15 protein-coding genes are annotated in these 16,710 nt (G+C 71.6%); 8 read left to right on the top strand and 7 right to left on the bottom strand.

The features are described 5' to 3' along the window. From Q7T15_RS00385 to zapE, 4 genes are all read right to left on the bottom strand, one after another. Nucleotides 1-784, bottom strand: a 784-nt coding sequence (locus Q7T15_RS00385) for a hypothetical protein (RefSeq protein ID WP_304692141.1), incomplete at its 3' end; no start/stop codon positions are given. Nucleotides 785-885: 101 nt separating this feature from the next. Continuing rightward, nucleotides 886-2,094: an ammonium transporter gene (locus Q7T15_RS00380; protein WP_304692139.1), complete on the bottom strand. Its 1,209-nt coding sequence runs from the start codon at nucleotides 2,092-2,094 to the stop codon at nucleotides 886-888. Between the two features lie 206 nt (nucleotides 2,095-2,300). After that, nucleotides 2,301-3,647: a Na+/H+ antiporter NhaA gene (nhaA, locus tag Q7T15_RS00375; RefSeq protein WP_304692137.1), complete on the bottom strand. Its 1,347-nt coding sequence runs from the start codon at nucleotides 3,645-3,647 to the stop codon at nucleotides 2,301-2,303. Nucleotides 3,648-3,792: 145 nt separating this feature from the next. Beyond that, complete coding sequence (zapE, locus tag Q7T15_RS00370) at nucleotides 3,793-4,821, bottom strand: cell division protein ZapE (protein ID WP_304692135.1); 1,029 nt, start codon at nucleotides 4,819-4,821, stop codon at nucleotides 3,793-3,795. Between the two features lie 225 nt (nucleotides 4,822-5,046). On the opposite strand from zapE, the gene Q7T15_RS00365 reads away from it, so the two are divergent. From Q7T15_RS00365 to Q7T15_RS00355, 3 genes are read left to right on the top strand one after another with little or no spacing between them, the layout of a single operon-like run. After that, on the top strand, nucleotides 5,047-5,946 hold the full coding sequence (locus Q7T15_RS00365) for a sulfurtransferase (protein WP_304692134.1): 900 nt from the start codon (nucleotides 5,047-5,049) through the stop codon (nucleotides 5,944-5,946). 10 nt (nucleotides 5,947-5,956) lie between these two features. Further along, nucleotides 5,957-6,403, top strand: a complete 447-nt coding sequence (locus Q7T15_RS00360) for a SufE family protein (protein WP_304692132.1) — start codon at nucleotides 5,957-5,959, stop codon at nucleotides 6,401-6,403. Beyond that, entirely contained in the window at nucleotides 6,400-7,131 is a 732-nt protein-coding gene (locus tag Q7T15_RS00355) for a dihydrofolate reductase family protein (RefSeq protein ID WP_304692130.1), read from the top strand. Before Q7T15_RS00360 ends, Q7T15_RS00355 begins: the two co-directional genes overlap by 4 nt. Here the strand turns inward: Q7T15_RS00355 and Q7T15_RS00350 are convergent. Beyond that, complete coding sequence (locus Q7T15_RS00350; RefSeq protein WP_304692128.1) at nucleotides 7,052-8,341, bottom strand: S9 family peptidase; 1,290 nt, start codon at nucleotides 8,339-8,341, stop codon at nucleotides 7,052-7,054. The genes Q7T15_RS00355 and Q7T15_RS00350 overlap by 80 nt on opposite strands. A 35-nt stretch (nucleotides 8,342-8,376) precedes the next feature. Here Q7T15_RS00350 and Q7T15_RS00345 point away from each other — a divergent pair, with 35 nt between their 5' ends. The 5 genes from Q7T15_RS00345 to Q7T15_RS00325 all read left to right on the top strand — a co-directional run bounded on the left by Q7T15_RS00345 (nucleotide 8,377) and on the right by Q7T15_RS00325 (nucleotide 14,365). Then, complete coding sequence (locus tag Q7T15_RS00345; protein ID WP_304692126.1) at nucleotides 8,377-8,967, top strand: DUF3000 domain-containing protein; 591 nt, start codon at nucleotides 8,377-8,379, stop codon at nucleotides 8,965-8,967. Beyond that, entirely contained in the window at nucleotides 8,960-10,243 is a 1,284-nt protein-coding gene (locus Q7T15_RS00340; protein WP_370689062.1) for an HRDC domain-containing protein, read from the top strand. The genes Q7T15_RS00345 and Q7T15_RS00340 overlap by 8 nt, the downstream gene beginning before the upstream one ends. 76 nt (nucleotides 10,244-10,319) lie before the next feature. Continuing rightward, a complete protein-coding gene (locus tag Q7T15_RS00335) occupies nucleotides 10,320-11,525 on the top strand; it encodes a thiolase family protein (RefSeq protein WP_304692124.1) in 1,206 nt (401 codons plus the stop codon). After that, nucleotides 11,526-13,685: a 3-hydroxyacyl-CoA dehydrogenase NAD-binding domain-containing protein gene (locus tag Q7T15_RS00330; RefSeq protein ID WP_304692122.1), complete on the top strand. Its 2,160-nt coding sequence runs from the start codon at nucleotides 11,526-11,528 to the stop codon at nucleotides 13,683-13,685. Nucleotides 13,686-13,822: 137 nt separating this feature from the next. Next, entirely contained in the window at nucleotides 13,823-14,365 is a 543-nt protein-coding gene (locus Q7T15_RS00325; protein ID WP_304692120.1) for a dihydrofolate reductase family protein, read from the top strand. Here the strand turns inward: Q7T15_RS00325 and dxs are convergent. Further along, nucleotides 14,341-16,296: a 1-deoxy-D-xylulose-5-phosphate synthase gene (gene dxs, locus Q7T15_RS00320; RefSeq protein ID WP_304692118.1), complete on the bottom strand. Its 1,956-nt coding sequence runs from the start codon at nucleotides 16,294-16,296 to the stop codon at nucleotides 14,341-14,343. The two genes, Q7T15_RS00325 and dxs, sit on opposite strands and share 25 nt — an antisense overlap. Nucleotides 16,297-16,472: 176 nt before the next feature. Further along, a partial coding sequence (locus Q7T15_RS00315) for an integrase core domain-containing protein (protein ID WP_304692116.1) occupies nucleotides 16,473-16,710 on the bottom strand: 238 nt, incomplete at its 5' end.

Here is a 16,710-nt window from a genome sequence, read left to right as displayed (position 1 = left end):
CGACGGCCCCGCCGAGCACGGCCGCGGCCCCGAGCGCGGGCGGCGCGAGGAACGGCGCTCCGATCCCGATCGCGGCCCAGCCGCCCCAGGCGCCGGCGACGAGCACCGCGGGCGTGAGCCGGTTCCAGCCGATCTTCTCGATGAGCGACCACGTGAGGGCCGCGACGGCGATGCCGATGAGCGCGTTCGCGACGATGCGGCCCGTCGCCTCGTCGACGACGCGCTCCACGCCCACGAGCCAGGCCGTGCCGCCGACGATCACGAGCGCGGCGGCGACCGCGGCGCGCCGCCAGCCCACGGATCGGGCGACGAAGGCGAAGGAGACGCCGCGACGGGGCGTGGGCAGCAGGTGCACGACGAGCAGCGCGGCACCGGCGGCGACGTGCGTCGCGAGCACCCCGGCGAAGTCGACCGCGCCGATGAGCGACTGCACGAGCGGGGGGAACTCCCCCACGACGGCTCCCACGACCGGCTGGTAGACGAGCGCCGACCACGAGCCGGCGAGCACGACGCCGCCGACGGAGCCGAGCCGACGGGCGGCGAGCGTCGCCAGGATGGCCGTGACGGCGGCCGCGATGGCGGCGTCGAGGATGCGCGCCGGGAGATCCGTGATCGGCCCGGCCAGGGCATCCCCCGCGATCGAGGCGACGGCGCCGGCCGCGCCGGCGACGAGCGCCACGAGCACGCGTGCGCGCTCCGCTCGCCCGGTTCCGAGAAGCACTCCGACCGGGGCGGCGAGCACGAGAAGCGCCGCCGCGAGTTGCAGCGCGGGGTCGCTCGTCACGTGCGGCCTCCTCGCGTCGGGACCCCCGTGGAACGACGACGGGGCGCTACTCGATGGAAGAGTAGCGCCCCGCGCGCGCCCGGAGGCGGTGGTTCAGTCGATCAGCGCGTGGCCTCGAGGACGTAGCCCTCCTCGCCGTGCACGACCGTGTCGATGCCCGCGACCTCGTCCTCGCTCTTCACGCGGAAGCCGATCGTCTTCTCGATCGCGAAGCCCAGGACGAGCGCCACGACGAAGGAGTAGATCAGGACGCCGAGAGCGGCGATCGTCTGGGTGATCAGCTGACCGAAGTCTCCGCCCGTGAACAGCCCGGTGTCGATCGCGAAGAAGCCCAGGTAGAGGGTTCCGATGAGGCCGCCGACGAGGTGGATGCCCACGACGTCGAGCGAGTCGTCGAAGCCCCACTTGAACTTCAGCTCGACCGCGAGGGCGCAGACGATGCCGGCGACGAAGCCGAGCAGGAGCGAGAAGCCCGGAGTGAGGTTGGCGCAGGCCGGGGTGATCGCGACGAGACCCGCGACCGCACCGGACGCGGCGCCCACGGAGGTGGCCTTGCCGTCCTTGAACTTCTCGACGATCATCCACGCGAGGATCGACGCGGCGGTGGCTCCGAGAGTGTTGACGACGATGAGGCCGACGTTCTCGAGGCCGTTCAGGAACTCGGCGCCCGCGTTGAAGCCGAACCAGCCGAACCACAGGATGCCGGCGCCGAGGAGGACGAACGGCGGGTTGTGCGGGACGTGCATGCCCTTGCCGAAGCCGATGCGCTTGCCGAGGACGATCGCGAGAGCCAGTGCCGCAGCGCCCGCGTTGATGTGGACGGCCGTGCCGCCCGCGTAGTCGATGACGCCCGGCAGACCCATGACCTCGCCGAGGTTCAGGATCCAGCCGCCGCCCCACACCCAGGCCGCGACAGGGAAGTAGACGAGCGTCGCCCAGAGGCCCGCGAAGACCATCCACGCGCCGAACTTGGCGCGGTCGGCGATGGCCCCGGAGATCAGGGCGACCGTGATGATCGCGAAGGTGGCGCCGAACGCCGAGCCGACGAGGCCCTCGTTGTCAGCGGCCATGAGGCCGAAGTCGGAGAACGGGTTGCCCGCGAACTCCCACGTGCTGCCGACGACCGACATGTTGGCGCCGTAGAGGATCCACAGCACGGTGATGAGGCCGAGCGAGCCGAAGCTCATCATCATCATGCTGATGACGCTCTTGGCCTTCACGAGGCCGCCGTAGAAGAACGCGACGCCGGGGGTCATGAGCAGAACGAGTGCGGTGGCCGTGATGGCCCATGCCAGTTCGCCGGTATCCATCGATTACCTCTTACCTCTCAGTGGGAACAAGGAGGCGACCGACCGGCTGATTCGGGTGCCGGTGCGCGGTGTCATCACCGTGGTCGCTCCGCCAGTGTCGGCGCGCGACGTTTCGCGAGAGGTGTCGTGGTGTTTCGAGCCCGTTACACGATGGGGGCGAATGTAAACATCGCGTTTCCGAGGGCGGGGAGATCGAGCAGGAAAGGCTAGACGCGCACCGAGTCGTCGAAGGCGTCGGGGATCCCGTCGCCATCGGAGTCGCGCTTCTCCTCCTCGCGTCGCCGCTTGTAGTAGCGGTTGCGCGAGCCGAGAAGGATGCCGGCTGCGACGGCCGCGATGAGCGATCCGAGGAGGATGCCGACCTTGGCGACGTCGTCGAGCGGGTCGCCCTGGCCGTAGCTGAGCTCGCTGATGAGCAGCGAGACCGTGAATCCCATGCCCGAGAGCATCGCGAGGCCGATGACGTCGATCCACCGCACGCCCCGCGGCAGCGTCACCCCCGGCAGGCGCGTGACGAGCCAGGAGGCGAGCGTGATGCCGACCGTCTTCCCGACGACGAGCCCGAGCACGATGCCGATCGAGACCGGCGAGGTGATCGCCGCGACGAGCCCGTCGATGCCACCGACCGCGACCCCCGAGGAGAAGAACGCGAACACCGGCACGGCGAATCCGGCGGAGACCGGACGCAGGCCGTGCTCGAACTTCTCGGCGAGTCCCTCGTGACCGCCGAGGCCGTCCTCCTCGCCGCCCCGGGCGAGCACCGGCACGGTGAACGCGAGCAGCACACCCGCGACGGTCGCGTGGACCCCGGAGGAGTACATGAGGAACCACACGATGAGGCCGATCGGCAGCAGGATGACGAGCGCCGCGGTCGAGCGGAGCCGGAAGAGCTCCTGGTACTTCTGCGCGATCAGCCCGAAGACGGCGAGGCCGATGGCCGCGAGCAGCAGGTAGATCGGCTGCAGGTCGTCGGTGTAGAAGAACGCGATGACGGTGATGCCGAGCAGGTCGTCGACGACGGCGAGCGTGAGCAGGAAGGTGCGCATGGCGATCGGCAGCGACGTGCCGACGACGGCGAGCACCGCGAGGGCGAACGCGATGTCGGTCGCGAGCGGGATCGCCCACCCGCGCAGGACTTCGGGACCCTGGGTGAGGTTCACGAGGGCGAAGATGACCGCCGGGAGCGCTGCGCCGCCGAACGCCGCCGCGACGGGCACGAGCGCACGGCGCGGGTCGCGCAGCTCACCCGCGACGAACTCGCGCTTGAGCTCGAGACCCGCGAGGAAGAAGAAGATCGCGAGCAGGCCGTCGGCGGCGAGGTGGCCGACCGAGATCTCGAAGACCGCCTCCCCGAAGCCGATGCTCACGTAGGTGTCGCGCAGCGCGAAGTAGCCGTCGGCGGCGGCGGAGTTCGCGAGGGTCACGGCGATGACCGTCGCGACCAGCAGCAGGATGCCCCCGACCGTCTCCTTGCGGAGGATCTGCTCGATCCAGAGGCTCTCGCGATAGCGCGCGGCGCTCGTCGTCGTGGGCTGGGGCGGGCCAGCGGTCATGAATGCTCCGTCGGGGTCGTCGATCGTGAATTCCGCGGCCGGCAGGGGGCTCGCGGGCCGACCAGACTTCCCGGCACTCCCGCAATCGATCCTACCGGGCGTGCTCCGAGCATCCGCTCAGACGCTCACCAGGTTGCGAGGCCGGTCAGGATGCGGTGGTCAGCGCGATCATGCGCGAGGTTGCCCGCAGGTACTTCTTCCGATACCCGCCCGCGAGCATGTCGTCGGTGAAGACCTGATCGAGCGGGGTGCCCGTGGTGAGGATGCGGATCTGGGCGTCGTAGAGGCGATCCACGAGCGCGACGAGGCGGAGGGCATCCGTCTGATTGCGCAGCGGCGCGACATCGGTGAGCGCGATCGCCGAGACGCCCTCGATGAGACCGATGTAGCGGCTCGGGTGGACGGTCGAGAGGTGCTTGAGCACCGCGTCGAAGCGGTCGACGGTGACCGTGCCCGTCTCGGTGGCGAGGCGCGCGTCGAGCTCCTCCGGGGTGAGCGCGACGGCGTGGCCCTCGATGTCGCGCTTGCGGTAGTCCTCGCCGTCGATGCGGCGGATGTCGAAGCGGTCGGCGAGGGCGTTGATCTCGCGCAGGAAGTCCTGCGCGGCGAAGCGCCCCTCGCCGAGCGCGTGCGGCGGCGTGTTCGAGGTCGCGGCGATGCGCGAGCCGCTCGCGACGAGCTCGCCGAGGAGGCGCGACATGACCATCGTGTCGCCCGGATCGTCGAGCTCGAACTCGTCGATCGCGATGAGGCGGGCGCCGCGGAACTGCTGGACCGCCTGCTGGTAGCCGAGCGCCCCGACGAGCGCCGTGTACTCGATGAAGGTGCCGAAGTACTTGCGGCCGCCGACGCGGTGCCAGAGGGCGGCGAGCAGGTGGGTCTTGCCGACGCCGAAGCCGCCGTCGAGGTAGATGCCGGCCTTCTCGGCGACGACCGGGGTGCGGCGCGCGAAGAGGCCGCGCAGCCCGGTGGGCGCATCGTCGGGGGCGCCGTCGGCGAACCGGCGGATCGCCTCGACGGCCTCGGCCTGCGAGGGGTGCGCGGGGTCGGGCACGTAGTTCTCGAGGCTCGCGTGCGCGAACTGCGGCGGCGGGGTCAGATGCCCGAGCAGCTCGGAGGCCGCGAGGGTCGGCTGACGATCGGTCAGGCGCAGTGCCGTCGGCGCAGGATTCACAGGGTGCCGTTCGCTCGCGGTGGTCGCACTCGCCGCACCGATGGCCCGCGCTCGCGCCGGGAGGCGGAGCGGGAGGAGCGTCGGACGCGGCGCGCTCGGAGTGCGTAGATTCGAGCGCGCGCGGCGTGTCCCAGAATACCGGCGGCCCGCCGCGCGTTACGCCGGAGTGCGACGCACGACGTCGCCCCCAGCCCCGGAACAATCCCGCCCCACCGAGAGGTCACCATGCCCGTCTCCCCCGATCCGTCCGAGAAGTTCCAGACCTACGCGCACCCCGAGCGGCTCGTCTCGACCGCGTGGCTCGAGGAGCACCTCGACGACCCCGGCCTCGTCGTCGTGGAATCGAACGAGGACGTCCTGCTCTACGAGACCGGGCACATCCCCGGCGCCGTGAAGATCGACTGGCACACCGACCTCAACGACCCCGTCGTGCGCGACTACATCGAGGGCGAGGCGTTCGCCGGGCTCATGGGCCGCAACGGCATCGCCCGCGACACGACGATCGTCCTCTACGGCGACAAGAGCAACTGGTGGGCCGCCTACGCGCTGTGGGTCTTCACGCTCTTCGGCCACGAGGACGTCCGTCTGCTCGACGGCGGCCGCGACCGCTGGGTCGCGGAGGGCCGGGCGATGACGAAGGACCGCCCGAACCGCGAGCCCGTCGAGTACCCCGTGGTGGCGCGCGACGACAGCGCCATCCGCGCCTTCAAGGAGGACGTCCTCGCGCACTTCGGCAAGCCGATCATCGACGTGCGCTCCCCCGAGGAGTACAGCGGTGAGCGCACCCACATGCCCGCCTACCCCGAGGAGGGCGCCCTCCGCGGCGGCCACATCCCCTCGGCGCGGAGCGTCCCGTGGGCGCGCGCGGCGAACGAGGACGGCACCTTCCGCGGCGCCGACGAGCTCGCGACGGTCTACCGAGAGGATGCCGCGATCGGCGACGCCGACGACGTGGTCGCCTACTGCCGCATCGGCGAGCGATCGAGCCACACGTGGTTCGTCCTGACCCACCTGCTCGGCGTGCCGCGCGTGCGCAACTACGACGGGTCGTGGACGGAGTGGGGCAGCGCCGTCCGGGTCCCCATCCAGACCGGCGCCGAGCCCGGCGACGCGCCCCTCCGGTAGCGTGACGGCGATGACCGACGCCTCCTCCCCCGCGCTCCCCCCGTCGCTCGCGGAGATCCGCGACGACTTCCTCGAGCTCGGCGAATCCGATCGGCTGCAGCTGCTGCTCGAGTTCTCCGAGGCGCTGCCCGAGCTCCCCGAGCGGTTCCGCGACCACCCGGAGCTCCTCGAGCGCGTCGAGGAGTGCCAGTCGCCGGTCTTCATCGTCGTCGAGGTCGACGGCGGCGCGGTCGCGGTGCACGCGACGGCGCCCGCCGAGTCGCCGACGACGCGCGGCTTCGCGTCGATCCTCGCGCAGGGTCTGAGCGGGCTCGAGGTCGCCACGGTGCTCGCGACGCCCGACGACTTCCCCTTCGAGCTCGGCCTCACGCGCGCCGTGAGCCCGCTGCGCCTGCGCGGCATGACGGGCATGCTCGCGCGCATCAAGCGGCAGGTGCGCGAGGCGGCCGCGGCGTGATCCTCCGCCGGGTCCACCCCGCGGGGGCGGCCGAGGAGGTCGCGCTCGACACCGACGGTGCGGGAGCCCGCGATCGGCTGCTCGAGTGGTACGCGCCGGGCGAGGGCGAGAGCATCCGCCTCAATCTCGTGACGACGCTCGACGGCCGCGTGACGGGCGATGACGGCACGTCGGGCTCCCTCACGGCCGGTGCCGACCGCATGATCCTCGGCGTCATCCGCGAGCACGCCGACGTCATCCTCGTCGGCGCGAGCACGGTGCGCGCCGAGTCGTACCGGCTGCCGCGCGCGACGCCGCTCGCGATCGTGACGAGCTCGGGCGACCTGACGGGGCACGGCTTCGAGCCGCGCGAGGGCGCGCCCGAGGTGCTCGTGCTCGCGCCCGAATCGGCGACGGATGCCGTGCGCCGCTCGCTGGGCGGCATCCGGCACCGGATCCTCCCGCTCCCCGATCGCGGCGAGCCGGCGACCGCGCCCGAGATCGTCGGTGCGCTCCGCGCGCACGGCGCCGGGCGGATCGTGTGCGAGGGCGGCCCCGGCCTCGCCGGTCTGCTGCTCGCGGAGGGGCTCGTCGACGACGTGTGCCTCACGACGGTCCCGCGCCTGGGCGGGTCGGGCATCCGCCTGCTCGCCGATGACGGCCCGGCCGTCAGCCGGTGGGAGCCCCGTCAGCTGCTCCTCGACGACGAGGGCGTGCACTACGCGCGCTGGGCGCGTCGAGCCGACTGAGCCAGCCGCGGATCACGCCCTCCCACCGCTCGGGGTCAAGGTTCCAGAGCCGCGTGTGCCGGGCGCGCGCGAACCGCTCGAGCGTCACGAGGTCGGGTCGGGCGTCGGCGAGGGCGAGCGAGGCGTCGATCGGCACGTAGCCGTCGTCGTCGCTGTGCAGGACGAGCACGGGCACGGTGAGCTCGTCGGCGCGCGCGACGAGGTCGAGGGCGGCGAGGTCGATCGGCTCGGCGCTCCCGACGAGCGGAGTGACGGCGGGCGTGCCGAGCAGACCCATCGCGACCTCGCCGACCGAGCGCGGCAGCCCTGAGAGCCCCGCGTGGAATCGCAGGACGGTCCGCCAGTCGATGACGGGAGAATCGAGCACGACCCCGTGGACGAGGCCCGCGAGGTCGGAGCGGACGAGCAGCTGCAGGGCGATCGCGCCGCCCATCGACCACCCCATGACGACGATCCGGCGCGCGCCCGCGTCGCGAGCGTGGGCGACCGCGGCCTCGAGGTCGCGCCATTCGGCCGCACCCAGCGCGTACCGGCCGTCGGTGCTCGCGGGGGCATCGCCGTCGTTGCGGTAGCTGATGAGAAGGCTCGCCCACCCGAGCGCGCGGGCGAGAGGCACGGCGCGGAGGCCCTCGGCGCGGGACGCACCGCGCCCGTGCACGTGGATGATCCAGTCCTCGCCCGCGCCGCTCCCGACGTCCGTCGCGGGCACGAACCACGCCGGCGCATCGCCGACGGGGGTGCGGATGCTCGTCTCGGCCGCAGCGACGCCCAGGTCGCTCGGCTCGAGCCAGAACCACCCGCCCCAGCGACCCGAGAGCGCCGACTCGATCGTGCCGCGCTGCACCGACTCGAGCACGCGCGTGACCGAGCCCGCGTCCTCGTGCAGGATGCGCCCGACTCGCGCGTGGCCGCGACCGTCGTCGAACCAGAAGCCGTACCGGCCGGGAACCGAGGAATCGGGGGTTCGGCTCAGCCGGATCGTCGCGCGCCGCGCGTCGACGGCGAGCACGCGGACATCCTCGGGCCGGTCGCGGACGGGCGTCACGACGCGCCGCGCCAACGTCACCGCGGCGACCGCCGAGGCCGCGACCACCGCGACGGCCGCACCCGCGATCCCGCCCGCGATCGCGAGGACGAGCCCGCGCCGTCGGCGGGCGCTCCTCCCCCGCGGTCGCGGGCGGGGCGCTCCACCCAGGTCGGCGCGTCTCACGCGACGAACGTAGCAACTGCTCCTAGTCTTCAGGGGTGCCCCTTCCGCCCGCATCGCCGCAGGAGGTGTTCGACGCGCTGATCGCGACGGTCGATCGGGCCGTCCTCCGCACCGAGCTCGACGTGCGCAGCATCCCGGCGCCGACCGGTCTCGCGCCCTTCTCCTACGCGCTTGCGGCCGACGTGAACCCGGCGCGGCACGTCGACGACTCCGACCTCGGCACGGGGCGCCTGCTCGTCCTCTTCGATCCCGAGGCGCCCGCCGGCTGGAACGGGACGGTGCGCATCGTGTGCTTCGCGCAGGCCCCGCTCGAGGTCGACATCGGCCTCGACCCCTTCGTCGCCGATGTCACGTGGGCGTGGCTCGTCGACGCTCTCGAAGCGCGCGGCGCCACCTACACTGCGGCGAGCGGCACGGCCACGAAGGTCCTCTCGACCGGGTACGGCGAGCTCGCCGCACAGGGCAGCGGCGCTCAGCTCGAGCTCCGCGCCTCCTGGACTCCCCTTGACGACGACCTCGCCGCCCACGTCGAGGGCTGGTCCGAGCTCCTCTGCATGATCGCGGGCTACCCGCCGACGCCCGAGGGCGTCGCGGTGCTCCCGACGCGACGGGCGTCGCGTGACTGATCCGACCGCCCCCGGCGACGACCTCGCGCCCTCGGGCGAGGCGGAAGCGACTCCCGCTCCGCTCCCGACCGCTGTCCCCGAGAAGACGCCGGTCGTCATCGACGATCGCGAGCGCTACCTCGTCGCGGTCGAGGCGATCGCTGCGGGCGAGGGGCCGGTCGCCGTCGACGCCGAGCGGGCGAGCGGCTTCCGCTACTCGCAGCGCGCCTACCTCATCCAGGTCTTCCGCCGCGGGGCCGGCACCTTCCTGTTCGACCCGCCCCCGATCGGCTCGTTCGCCGAGCTGCAGGAGGCGATCGGCGAGGTCGAGTGGGTGCTCCATGCCGCGAGCCAGGATCTCGCGTGCCTCCGCGAGGTCGGCCTCGACCCCGTCACGATCTTCGACACCGAGCTCGGGGCGCGACTCGCCGGCCTGCCTCGTGTGGGGCTCGGTGCCGTCGTCGAGTCGACCCTCGGCCTGCACCTCGCGAAGGAGCACTCGGCCGCCGATTGGTCCACTCGCCCCCTCCCGGCGTCCTGGCTCACGTACGCCGCTCTCGATGTCGAGCTCCTGGTCGACGTCCGCGACGAGATCGCCGCGCTGCTCGCGGCCGACGACAAGCTCGAGCTCGCCGAGCAGGAGTTCGCGGCCGTGCTCTCCCGCGAGACTCCCGAGCCGCGCACCGACCCGTGGCGCCGGTTGTCAGGGCTCCACTCCGTCCGCGGCCAGCGCGCGCTCGCGGTCGCCCGTGAGCTGTGGCTGGCGAGGGATGCCTACGCGCGCGAGATCGACAGCGCCCCCGGCCGTCTGCTCCCCGACGCCTCCCTCATCGTCGCGGCCCGCGCGATGCCCACGAGCAAGCGCGAGCTCGCCGCTCTGCAGGGCTTCCACGGTCGCGCGAGCCGCTCGCAGATCGATCGCTGGTGGGCCGCCATCGAGGAGGGCCGCTCGACCGAGGACCTCCCCGTCCTGCGCTCGACGGAGGAGGTGATCCCGCCCCCGCGCTCGTGGGCCGATCGCAACCCCGAGGCCGACCGCCGGCTGAAGGCCGCGAAGCCCGCTGTGCAGCGCGTCGCGGAGGAGCGGCGCATCCCGATCGAGAACGTCGTGATCCCTGACCATCTCCGCCGGCTGGCGTGGAATCCTCCCGCCGAGACGACGCCCGAATCGATCGCGGATGCCCTGCGCGCGCTCGGCGCCCGGCCCTGGCAGATTGACGCAACGGCACAGACGATCGCCCAGGCCTTTGTCGATGCGAGCCAAGGGCCCGTCGAGGGCGCGGAGAGCGCTTCGTAGGAACACGCAGTCGAATCCCCGCCGTCGCGGCCGGGCTCCTAGGTTGGTGGAGTTGACCACCGACAAGGGAGGCACTGTGGCCGATCGAGCCGAAGTCGTGTTCGTCGACGGAGTTCGCACTCCGTTCGGACGAGCGGGCGAAAAAGGGATGTACTGGGGCACGCGAGCCGACGATCTGATCGTCAAGGCGATGATCGGGCTCCTGGAGAGGAACCCGTCGCTCCCGAAGGAGCGCGTCGACGACGTCGCCATCGCGGCGACGACGCAGGAGGGCGACCAGGGTCTGACGCTGGGCCGCACGGCCGCGATTCTCGCCGGCCTCCCGATGTCCGTCCCCGGGTACGCCATCGACCGCATGTGCGCCGGCGCGATGACCGCCGTCGCGACGACCGCGGGCGGCATCGCCTTCGGCGCGTACGACGTCGCGATCGCGGGCGGCGTCGAGCACATGGGCCGCCACCCGATGGGCGGCAGCGCCGACCCCAACCCGCGGTTCCTCGCCGAGAAGCTCGTGAGCGGCGACGCCCTCAACATGGGCATGACGGCCGAGCGCCTGCACGACCGCTTCCCCTCGCTGACGAAGGAGCGCGCCGACCGCTTCGGCATGCGCAGCCAGCAGAAGGTCGCCGCGGCCTACGCCGCCGGGCACATCCAGCCCGACCTCGTGCCCGTAGCCCTCCGCAGCGAGCAGGGCCTCGGCCTCGCGACGATGGACGAGGGCATGCGGCCCGAGACCACGATGGAGGGCCTCGCCGCGCTCAAGACCCCCTTCCGTCCGCACGGCCGCGTGACGGCCGGCAACGCCTCGCCGCTCACCGACGGTGCGACCGTGAGCCTGCTCGCGAGCGCCGACGCCGCGAAGGAGCTCGGCCTCACGACGAAGATGCGGCTCGTGAGCTTCGCCTTCGCGGGCGTGGAGCCCGAGGTCATGGGCATCGGGCCCATCCCCTCGACCGAGAAGGCGCTCAAGAAGGCCGGTCTGACGATCGAGGACATCGGGCTCTTCGAGCTCAACGAGGCCTTCGCCGTGCAGGTCCTGAGCCTGCTCGACCACTTCGGCATCGACGACGACGACCCTCGCGTGAACGCGTGGGGCGGCGCCATCGCGATCGGCCACCCCCTCGCGAGCTCGGGCGTGCGCCTGATGATCCAGCTCGCGCGCCAGTTCGAGCAGCACCCCGAGGTGCGGTACGGCCTCACCGCCATGTGCGTCGGTCTCGGCCAGGGCGGCTCGATGATCTGGGAGAACCCGCACTACCGCGGCGGACGGAAGGGCAAGTAGATGACCAGCGCCATCGCGCAGTACACGGCCGAGCAGTTCGAGCCGCTGCTCGCACTCGCCGCCGACGAGGTCGTGACGCACTCCTTCGTGCGCGACGTCGCCCTCCCCAGCGGGGGCACCCTCGCCCTGGTCACGATCGACAACGGTCGTGACCACACCCGCCCGAGCACGCTGGGCCCGCAGGGGCTGCTCGAGTTCGCCCGGGTCATGGACGAGCAGTCCGCTCGCGCCTCGCGCGGCGAGATCGCGGCCGTGGCCGTCACCGGCAAGCCGTTCATCCTCGCCGCCGGCGCCGACCTCTCGAAGGTCGAGAGCATCCCCGACCGGGCGTCGGGCAAGCTCATGGCCCAGCTGGGCCACTACGCGCTCGGCAAGCTCGGCGAGCTCGGAGTGCCCTCGTTCGTGTTCATCAACGGCCTCGCCCTCGGCGGCGGTGTCGAGGTCGCGCTCAACGCCGACTACCGCACGATCGACCGCAACGCCGCCGGTGTCGCGCTGCCCGAGGTCTTCCTCGGCATCATCCCCGGCTGGGGCGGCGCGTGGCTGCTGCCGAACCTCATCGGCATCGAGAACGCTCTCAAGGTCGTCGTCGAGAACCCTCTGAAGAACAACCGGATGCTGACGGCCGAGCAGGCCTTCGAGCTCGGCATGGCCGACGCGATCTTCGATTCGGCGACCTTCGTCGAGAGCTCGATCCGCTGGGCCGACGGCGTCGTCTCGGGCCGCACCAAGGTCAAGCGACCGAACCAGCCCGGCAAGATCGAGCGGGCCGTGAAGTGGGATGCCGCGATCGGCATCGCGCGGAGCATGCTCGAGAAGCGCATCGGCTCCGTCGCACGGTCCCCCTACGTCGCGCTCGACCTCCTCAAGGCGGCCAAGAGCACCGACAAGGCCGCGGGCTTCGCCGCCGAGGACGACGCGCTCGCCGATCTGATCTCGGGCGACCAGTTCCGCGCCTCGATCTACGCCTTCAACCTCGTGCAGAAGCGCGCGAAGAAGCCGGCGGGCGCGCCCGACAAGTCGCTCGCGACCCCCGTCACTCGGATCGGCGTGCTCGGCGCCGGCCTCATGGCGAGCCAGTTCGCGCTTCTGTTCGTCCGCCGTCTGCAGGTCCCGGTCATCATCACCGACCTCGATCAGGAGCGCGTCGACAAGGGGATCGCCTACATCCACGGCGAGATCTCCGCGCTCGAGAAGAAGGGCCGTCTGCACGCGGACGACGCGAACCGCCTGCGCGCGCTCGTCACGGGCACGACCGACAAGGCCGACTTCGCCGGCTGCGACTGGGTCATCGAGGCCGTCTTCGAGGAGCTCGCGATCAAGCAGTCGGTCTTCGCCGAGATCGAGAAGCACGTCTCCCCGACGGCCGTCCTCGCGACGAACACCTCGTCACTGTCGGTCGAGCGGATCGCCGAGAAGCTCGAGCACCCGGAGCGCGTGATCGGATTCCACTTCTTCAACCCGGTCGCCGTCATGCCGCTCATCGAGGTCGTGAACGCGCCCGCGACGAACGAGGCGACCCTCGCCACCGCGATGGTCACCGCCGCAGCCCTGAAGAAGAACGCCGTCATCACCGCCGACTCCCCCGGCTTCGTGGTCAACCGCATCCTCGCCAAGCTCCTCGGCGAGGCGATGCATGCGGTCGAGACCGGAACGCCGTTCGAGGACGTCGTCGCCGCCCAGCGCCACTTCGGGCTGCCGATGGACCCGTTCGTGCTGCTCGACCTCGTCGGGCTCAAGGTGGGCGCGCACGTACTCGACACGCACCACGCGGCGTTCCCCGAGCGCTTCTTCGAGTCACCCGCGCTGCACGAGCTCGCGGAGGCGGGCGTGCTGCTGGAGAAGGACGCGAAGGGCAACCCGAAGGGCATCGACAAGAAGGCGGTCGCGATCGTCGCGAAGCACCGCCCGGCGGGCTCGACCCCGGCGACCGTCGAGGAGCTCACGCGGCGCCTCGAGGACGGCCTCGCCGACGAGATCCACCGCATGCTCGAGGAGGGCGTCGTCTCCGCACCGGAGGACATCGACCTCTGCATGATCCTCGGCGCGGGCTGGCCCTTCCAGATGGGCGGCGTCACGCCGTTCCTCGATCGGGTCGGCGCGTCCGAGCGGGTCTTCGGCGGCACGTTCCACACGCCGCCGATCCGCGGCTCGCACTGACCGCGCGCACTCACCGAACGGGTTCGGCCCCGGGCGTCCTCGACGGATGCCCGGGGCCGTCGCCGTCTCCCCCCGCGTTGGCGGGGTCCGGCCCCGACCGCCCTCCGGATGTCGGCGGCGACCCCTAGCGTGAGTCCATGAGCACCGTGCAGTACTACGTCGCCCAGAGCCTCGACGGCTTCATCGCCGACGCCGATGACCGGATCGACTGGCTCCTCGCCTTCGGCTTCGAGGCCTTTCAGGAGGGCTACGACAGGTTCTTCGCCGGGGTGGGCGCGATCGTCATGGGAGCGGGGACTCTGCGCTTCCTCCTCGAGGAGGGCGGCCCGTGGGCCTACCCGGGCCTGCCGGTGTGGGTCCTCACCCACGGCGAGGTCCCGTCCATCGAGGGCGCGGACATCCGCGTCGTGAGCGACGACGTCGCTCGCGTGACGCGCGAGGCGCGGGCGGCCGCGGGCGACCGGTCGGTGTGGCTCGTCGGAGGAGGCGCGACCGCCGCGCAGTTCGCCGAGATCGGAGAGATCGACGAGCTCATCGTCACCGTGATGCCCCTCACGCTCGGCTCAGGCGCTCGGCTGCTGCCGACGACCGGCCAGCCTCATTCCTGGGACCTCACGGGCACCTCGACGTTCGGGAACGGCGCGGTGGAGCTGCGCTACCGGCGGCGGTCGGAGGACTGATCGGCCGAGGCGTCGAGCACGGCGTCCTCCGGCAGCGGTCGGGCGACGGGGATGCGCGTGCCGAGCACCTGCGCGACGAGGTCGCGGGCGATCGCCTGGGGCGTCAGTCCCACCTCCTCGAGGATCTCGTCGCGCGTCGCGTGGTCGAGGAACTGATCGGGCAGACCGAGCTCGTCGACCGCCGTGTCGACGCCCGCGGCGCGGAGCTCCTGACGGATGCGCGTTCCGATGCCGCCGACGCGGATGCCGTCCTCGATCGACACGACGATCCGGTGCTCGCGCGCCAGGTCGATGATGCTGCCGGCCACGGGCACGACCCAGCGCGGGTCGATGACGGTCGCCCCGATCCCCTGGGCGGCGAGCCGCTCGGCGACCTCGAGGCCGATCTTCGCCATCGGGCCGACCGTGACGATCAGGACGTCCTTGTGCGGTGCCTCGCGGAGCACGTCGACGCCGTCGTCGGTCCGGCGCACGGCATCGAACTCGGTTCCGACGGATCCCTTCGAGAAGCGCAGCACGGTGGGGGCGTCCTGCACCGCGACGGCCTCGGCGAGCTCCTCGCGAAGGCGGGTCGCGTCGCGCGGAGCGGCGAGACGGATGTTCGGCACGACCTGGAGTATCGCGAGATCCCAGATGCCGTGGTGGCTCGGTCCGTCCGGGCCGGTGACGCCGGCGCGATCGAGCACGAAGGTCACGCCCGCCTTATGCAGGGCGACATCCATCAGCACCTGGTCGAAGGCCCGGTTGATGAACGTCGCGTAGACGGCGACGACCGGGTGCAGACCGCCGAACGCGAGACCGGCGGCCGAGGCGACGGCGTGCTGCTCGGCGATTCCGACGTCGAGCACGCGGCCGGGGTGCTTCTCGGCGAGCTTGTGCAGGCCGGTGGGCCGCAGCATCGCCGCGGTGATGCCGACGATGCGCGCGTCGCGATCGGCTAGCGTCACGAGCTCCTCGGCGAAGACGCTCGTCCACGAGGGACGCGTGGCGACCTCCATGGATTCGCCCGTCTCGGGATCGATCTGGCCGACGGCGTGGAACTGGTCGGCGACGTCCGCGAGGGCCGGCTCGTAGCCCTTGCCCTTCTGGGTGATCGCATGCACGATCACGGGAGCGCCGTACTCCTTCGCCTGATGGAGCGCCCGCTCCATGGCCTTGAGATCGTGCCCGTCGACCGGCCCGACGTACTTGATGTCGAGGTTCGAGTACAGGGCCTCGTTGTTCGTGAACCGAGCGAGGAAGCCGTGGAGCCCGCCGCGCACGCCGCGGTAGAACGCGCGACCCGGAGCGCCGAAGTGGGCGAAGAAGCTCTCGCTCGAGCGGCGGAAACGACGGTAGCCGCGGCGCGTCCGCACGTCGGAGAGGAAGCGCGCCATGCCGCCGATGGTGGGTGCGTAGGAGCGGCCGTTGTCGTTGACGATGAGGACGAGGTTGCGCGAGTTGTCGTCGCTGATGTTGTTGAGCGCCTCCCACGTCATGCCGCCCGTGAGCGCACCGTCGCCGACCACGGCGACGACGTGACGGTCGGTCTGCCCGGTCATCTCGAAGGCACGGGAGATGCCGTCGGCCCAGCTGAGCGAGCTCGAGGCGTGCGAGCTCTCGACGATGTCGTGCTCGCTCTCCGAGCGCTGCGGGTAGCCGGCGAGGCCTCCCTTCTGACGGAGGCGGGAGAAGTCCTGGCGGCCGGTGAGCAGCTTGTGGACGTAGGACTGGTGCCCGGTGTCCCAGACGATCGCATCGCGCGGCGAGTCGAAGACCCGGTGGATGGCGATCGACATCTCGACGACGCCGAGATTCGGACCGAGGTGACCGCCGGTCTTCGAGACCTCGGCGACGAGGAAGCGGCGGATCTCGTCGGCGAGTTCAGCGAGCTCGGACTCCGTCAGGTGATCGAGATCGCGGGGGCCGTGGATCGTCTCGAGCAGTGCCATTCCAGCACTCTACGCGAGGCCGCCCGCGGGTGCGCTGGTGCCGTGCCGCCCGCTTCCTGGCCGTTCGCTGTGCGTCGACCGAATGCGACGAGCGGGCATCCCCGCACGCGGAACGGGCCCGATCGCGCGAGGCGATCGGGCCCGTTCCCGGGGTGGCGCGCTCTAGATGTACTCGGTCATGACGTTGGTGACACTCGGCTGATTGGTGGCTGGCCTCCGCAGGCGGTGTGGGCTCGAGCGTAGTTGTAATGCTCAAGCCAGGGCGCGAGGGCGTCGTGACGGGCCTGGTTCGTCAGAAACGGCTGCCGATAGGCCCAGTTCTCCTGCAGGGTCCGGTTGAACCGTTCGGCCTTCCCGTTCTGCCAGGGGCAGTGCGGCCTGGTCTTCACGTGCCGCGCGTCGAGGAGCGACAGC

This window comes from Microcella sp., assembly GCF_030645145.1.
Classification (GTDB): Bacteria; Actinomycetota; Actinomycetes; order Actinomycetales; family Microbacteriaceae; genus Microcella.
Note: the sequence above shows the minus strand (reverse complement) of the source record. Positions and strands in the feature narration are given on the sequence as shown.

Coding starts and splice junctions, on each gene's coding strand:
- Q7T15_RS00380 (WP_304692139.1), bottom strand. CDS start 2,094: ATGGATACCGGCGAACTGGCATGGGCCATCACGGCCACCGCACTCGTT.
- nhaA (WP_304692137.1), bottom strand. CDS start 3,647: ATGACCGCTGGCCCGCCCCAGCCCACGACGACGAGCGCCGCGCGCTAT.
- Q7T15_RS00365 (WP_304692134.1), top strand. CDS start 5,047: ATGCCCGTCTCCCCCGATCCGTCCGAGAAGTTCCAGACCTACGCGCAC.
- Q7T15_RS00360 (WP_304692132.1), top strand. CDS start 5,957: ATGACCGACGCCTCCTCCCCCGCGCTCCCCCCGTCGCTCGCGGAGATC.
- Q7T15_RS00330 (WP_304692122.1), top strand. CDS start 11,526: ATGACCAGCGCCATCGCGCAGTACACGGCCGAGCAGTTCGAGCCGCTG.
- Q7T15_RS00325 (WP_304692120.1), top strand. CDS start 13,823: ATGAGCACCGTGCAGTACTACGTCGCCCAGAGCCTCGACGGCTTCATC.
- dxs (WP_304692118.1), bottom strand. CDS start 16,296: ATGGCACTGCTCGAGACGATCCACGGCCCCCGCGATCTCGATCACCTG.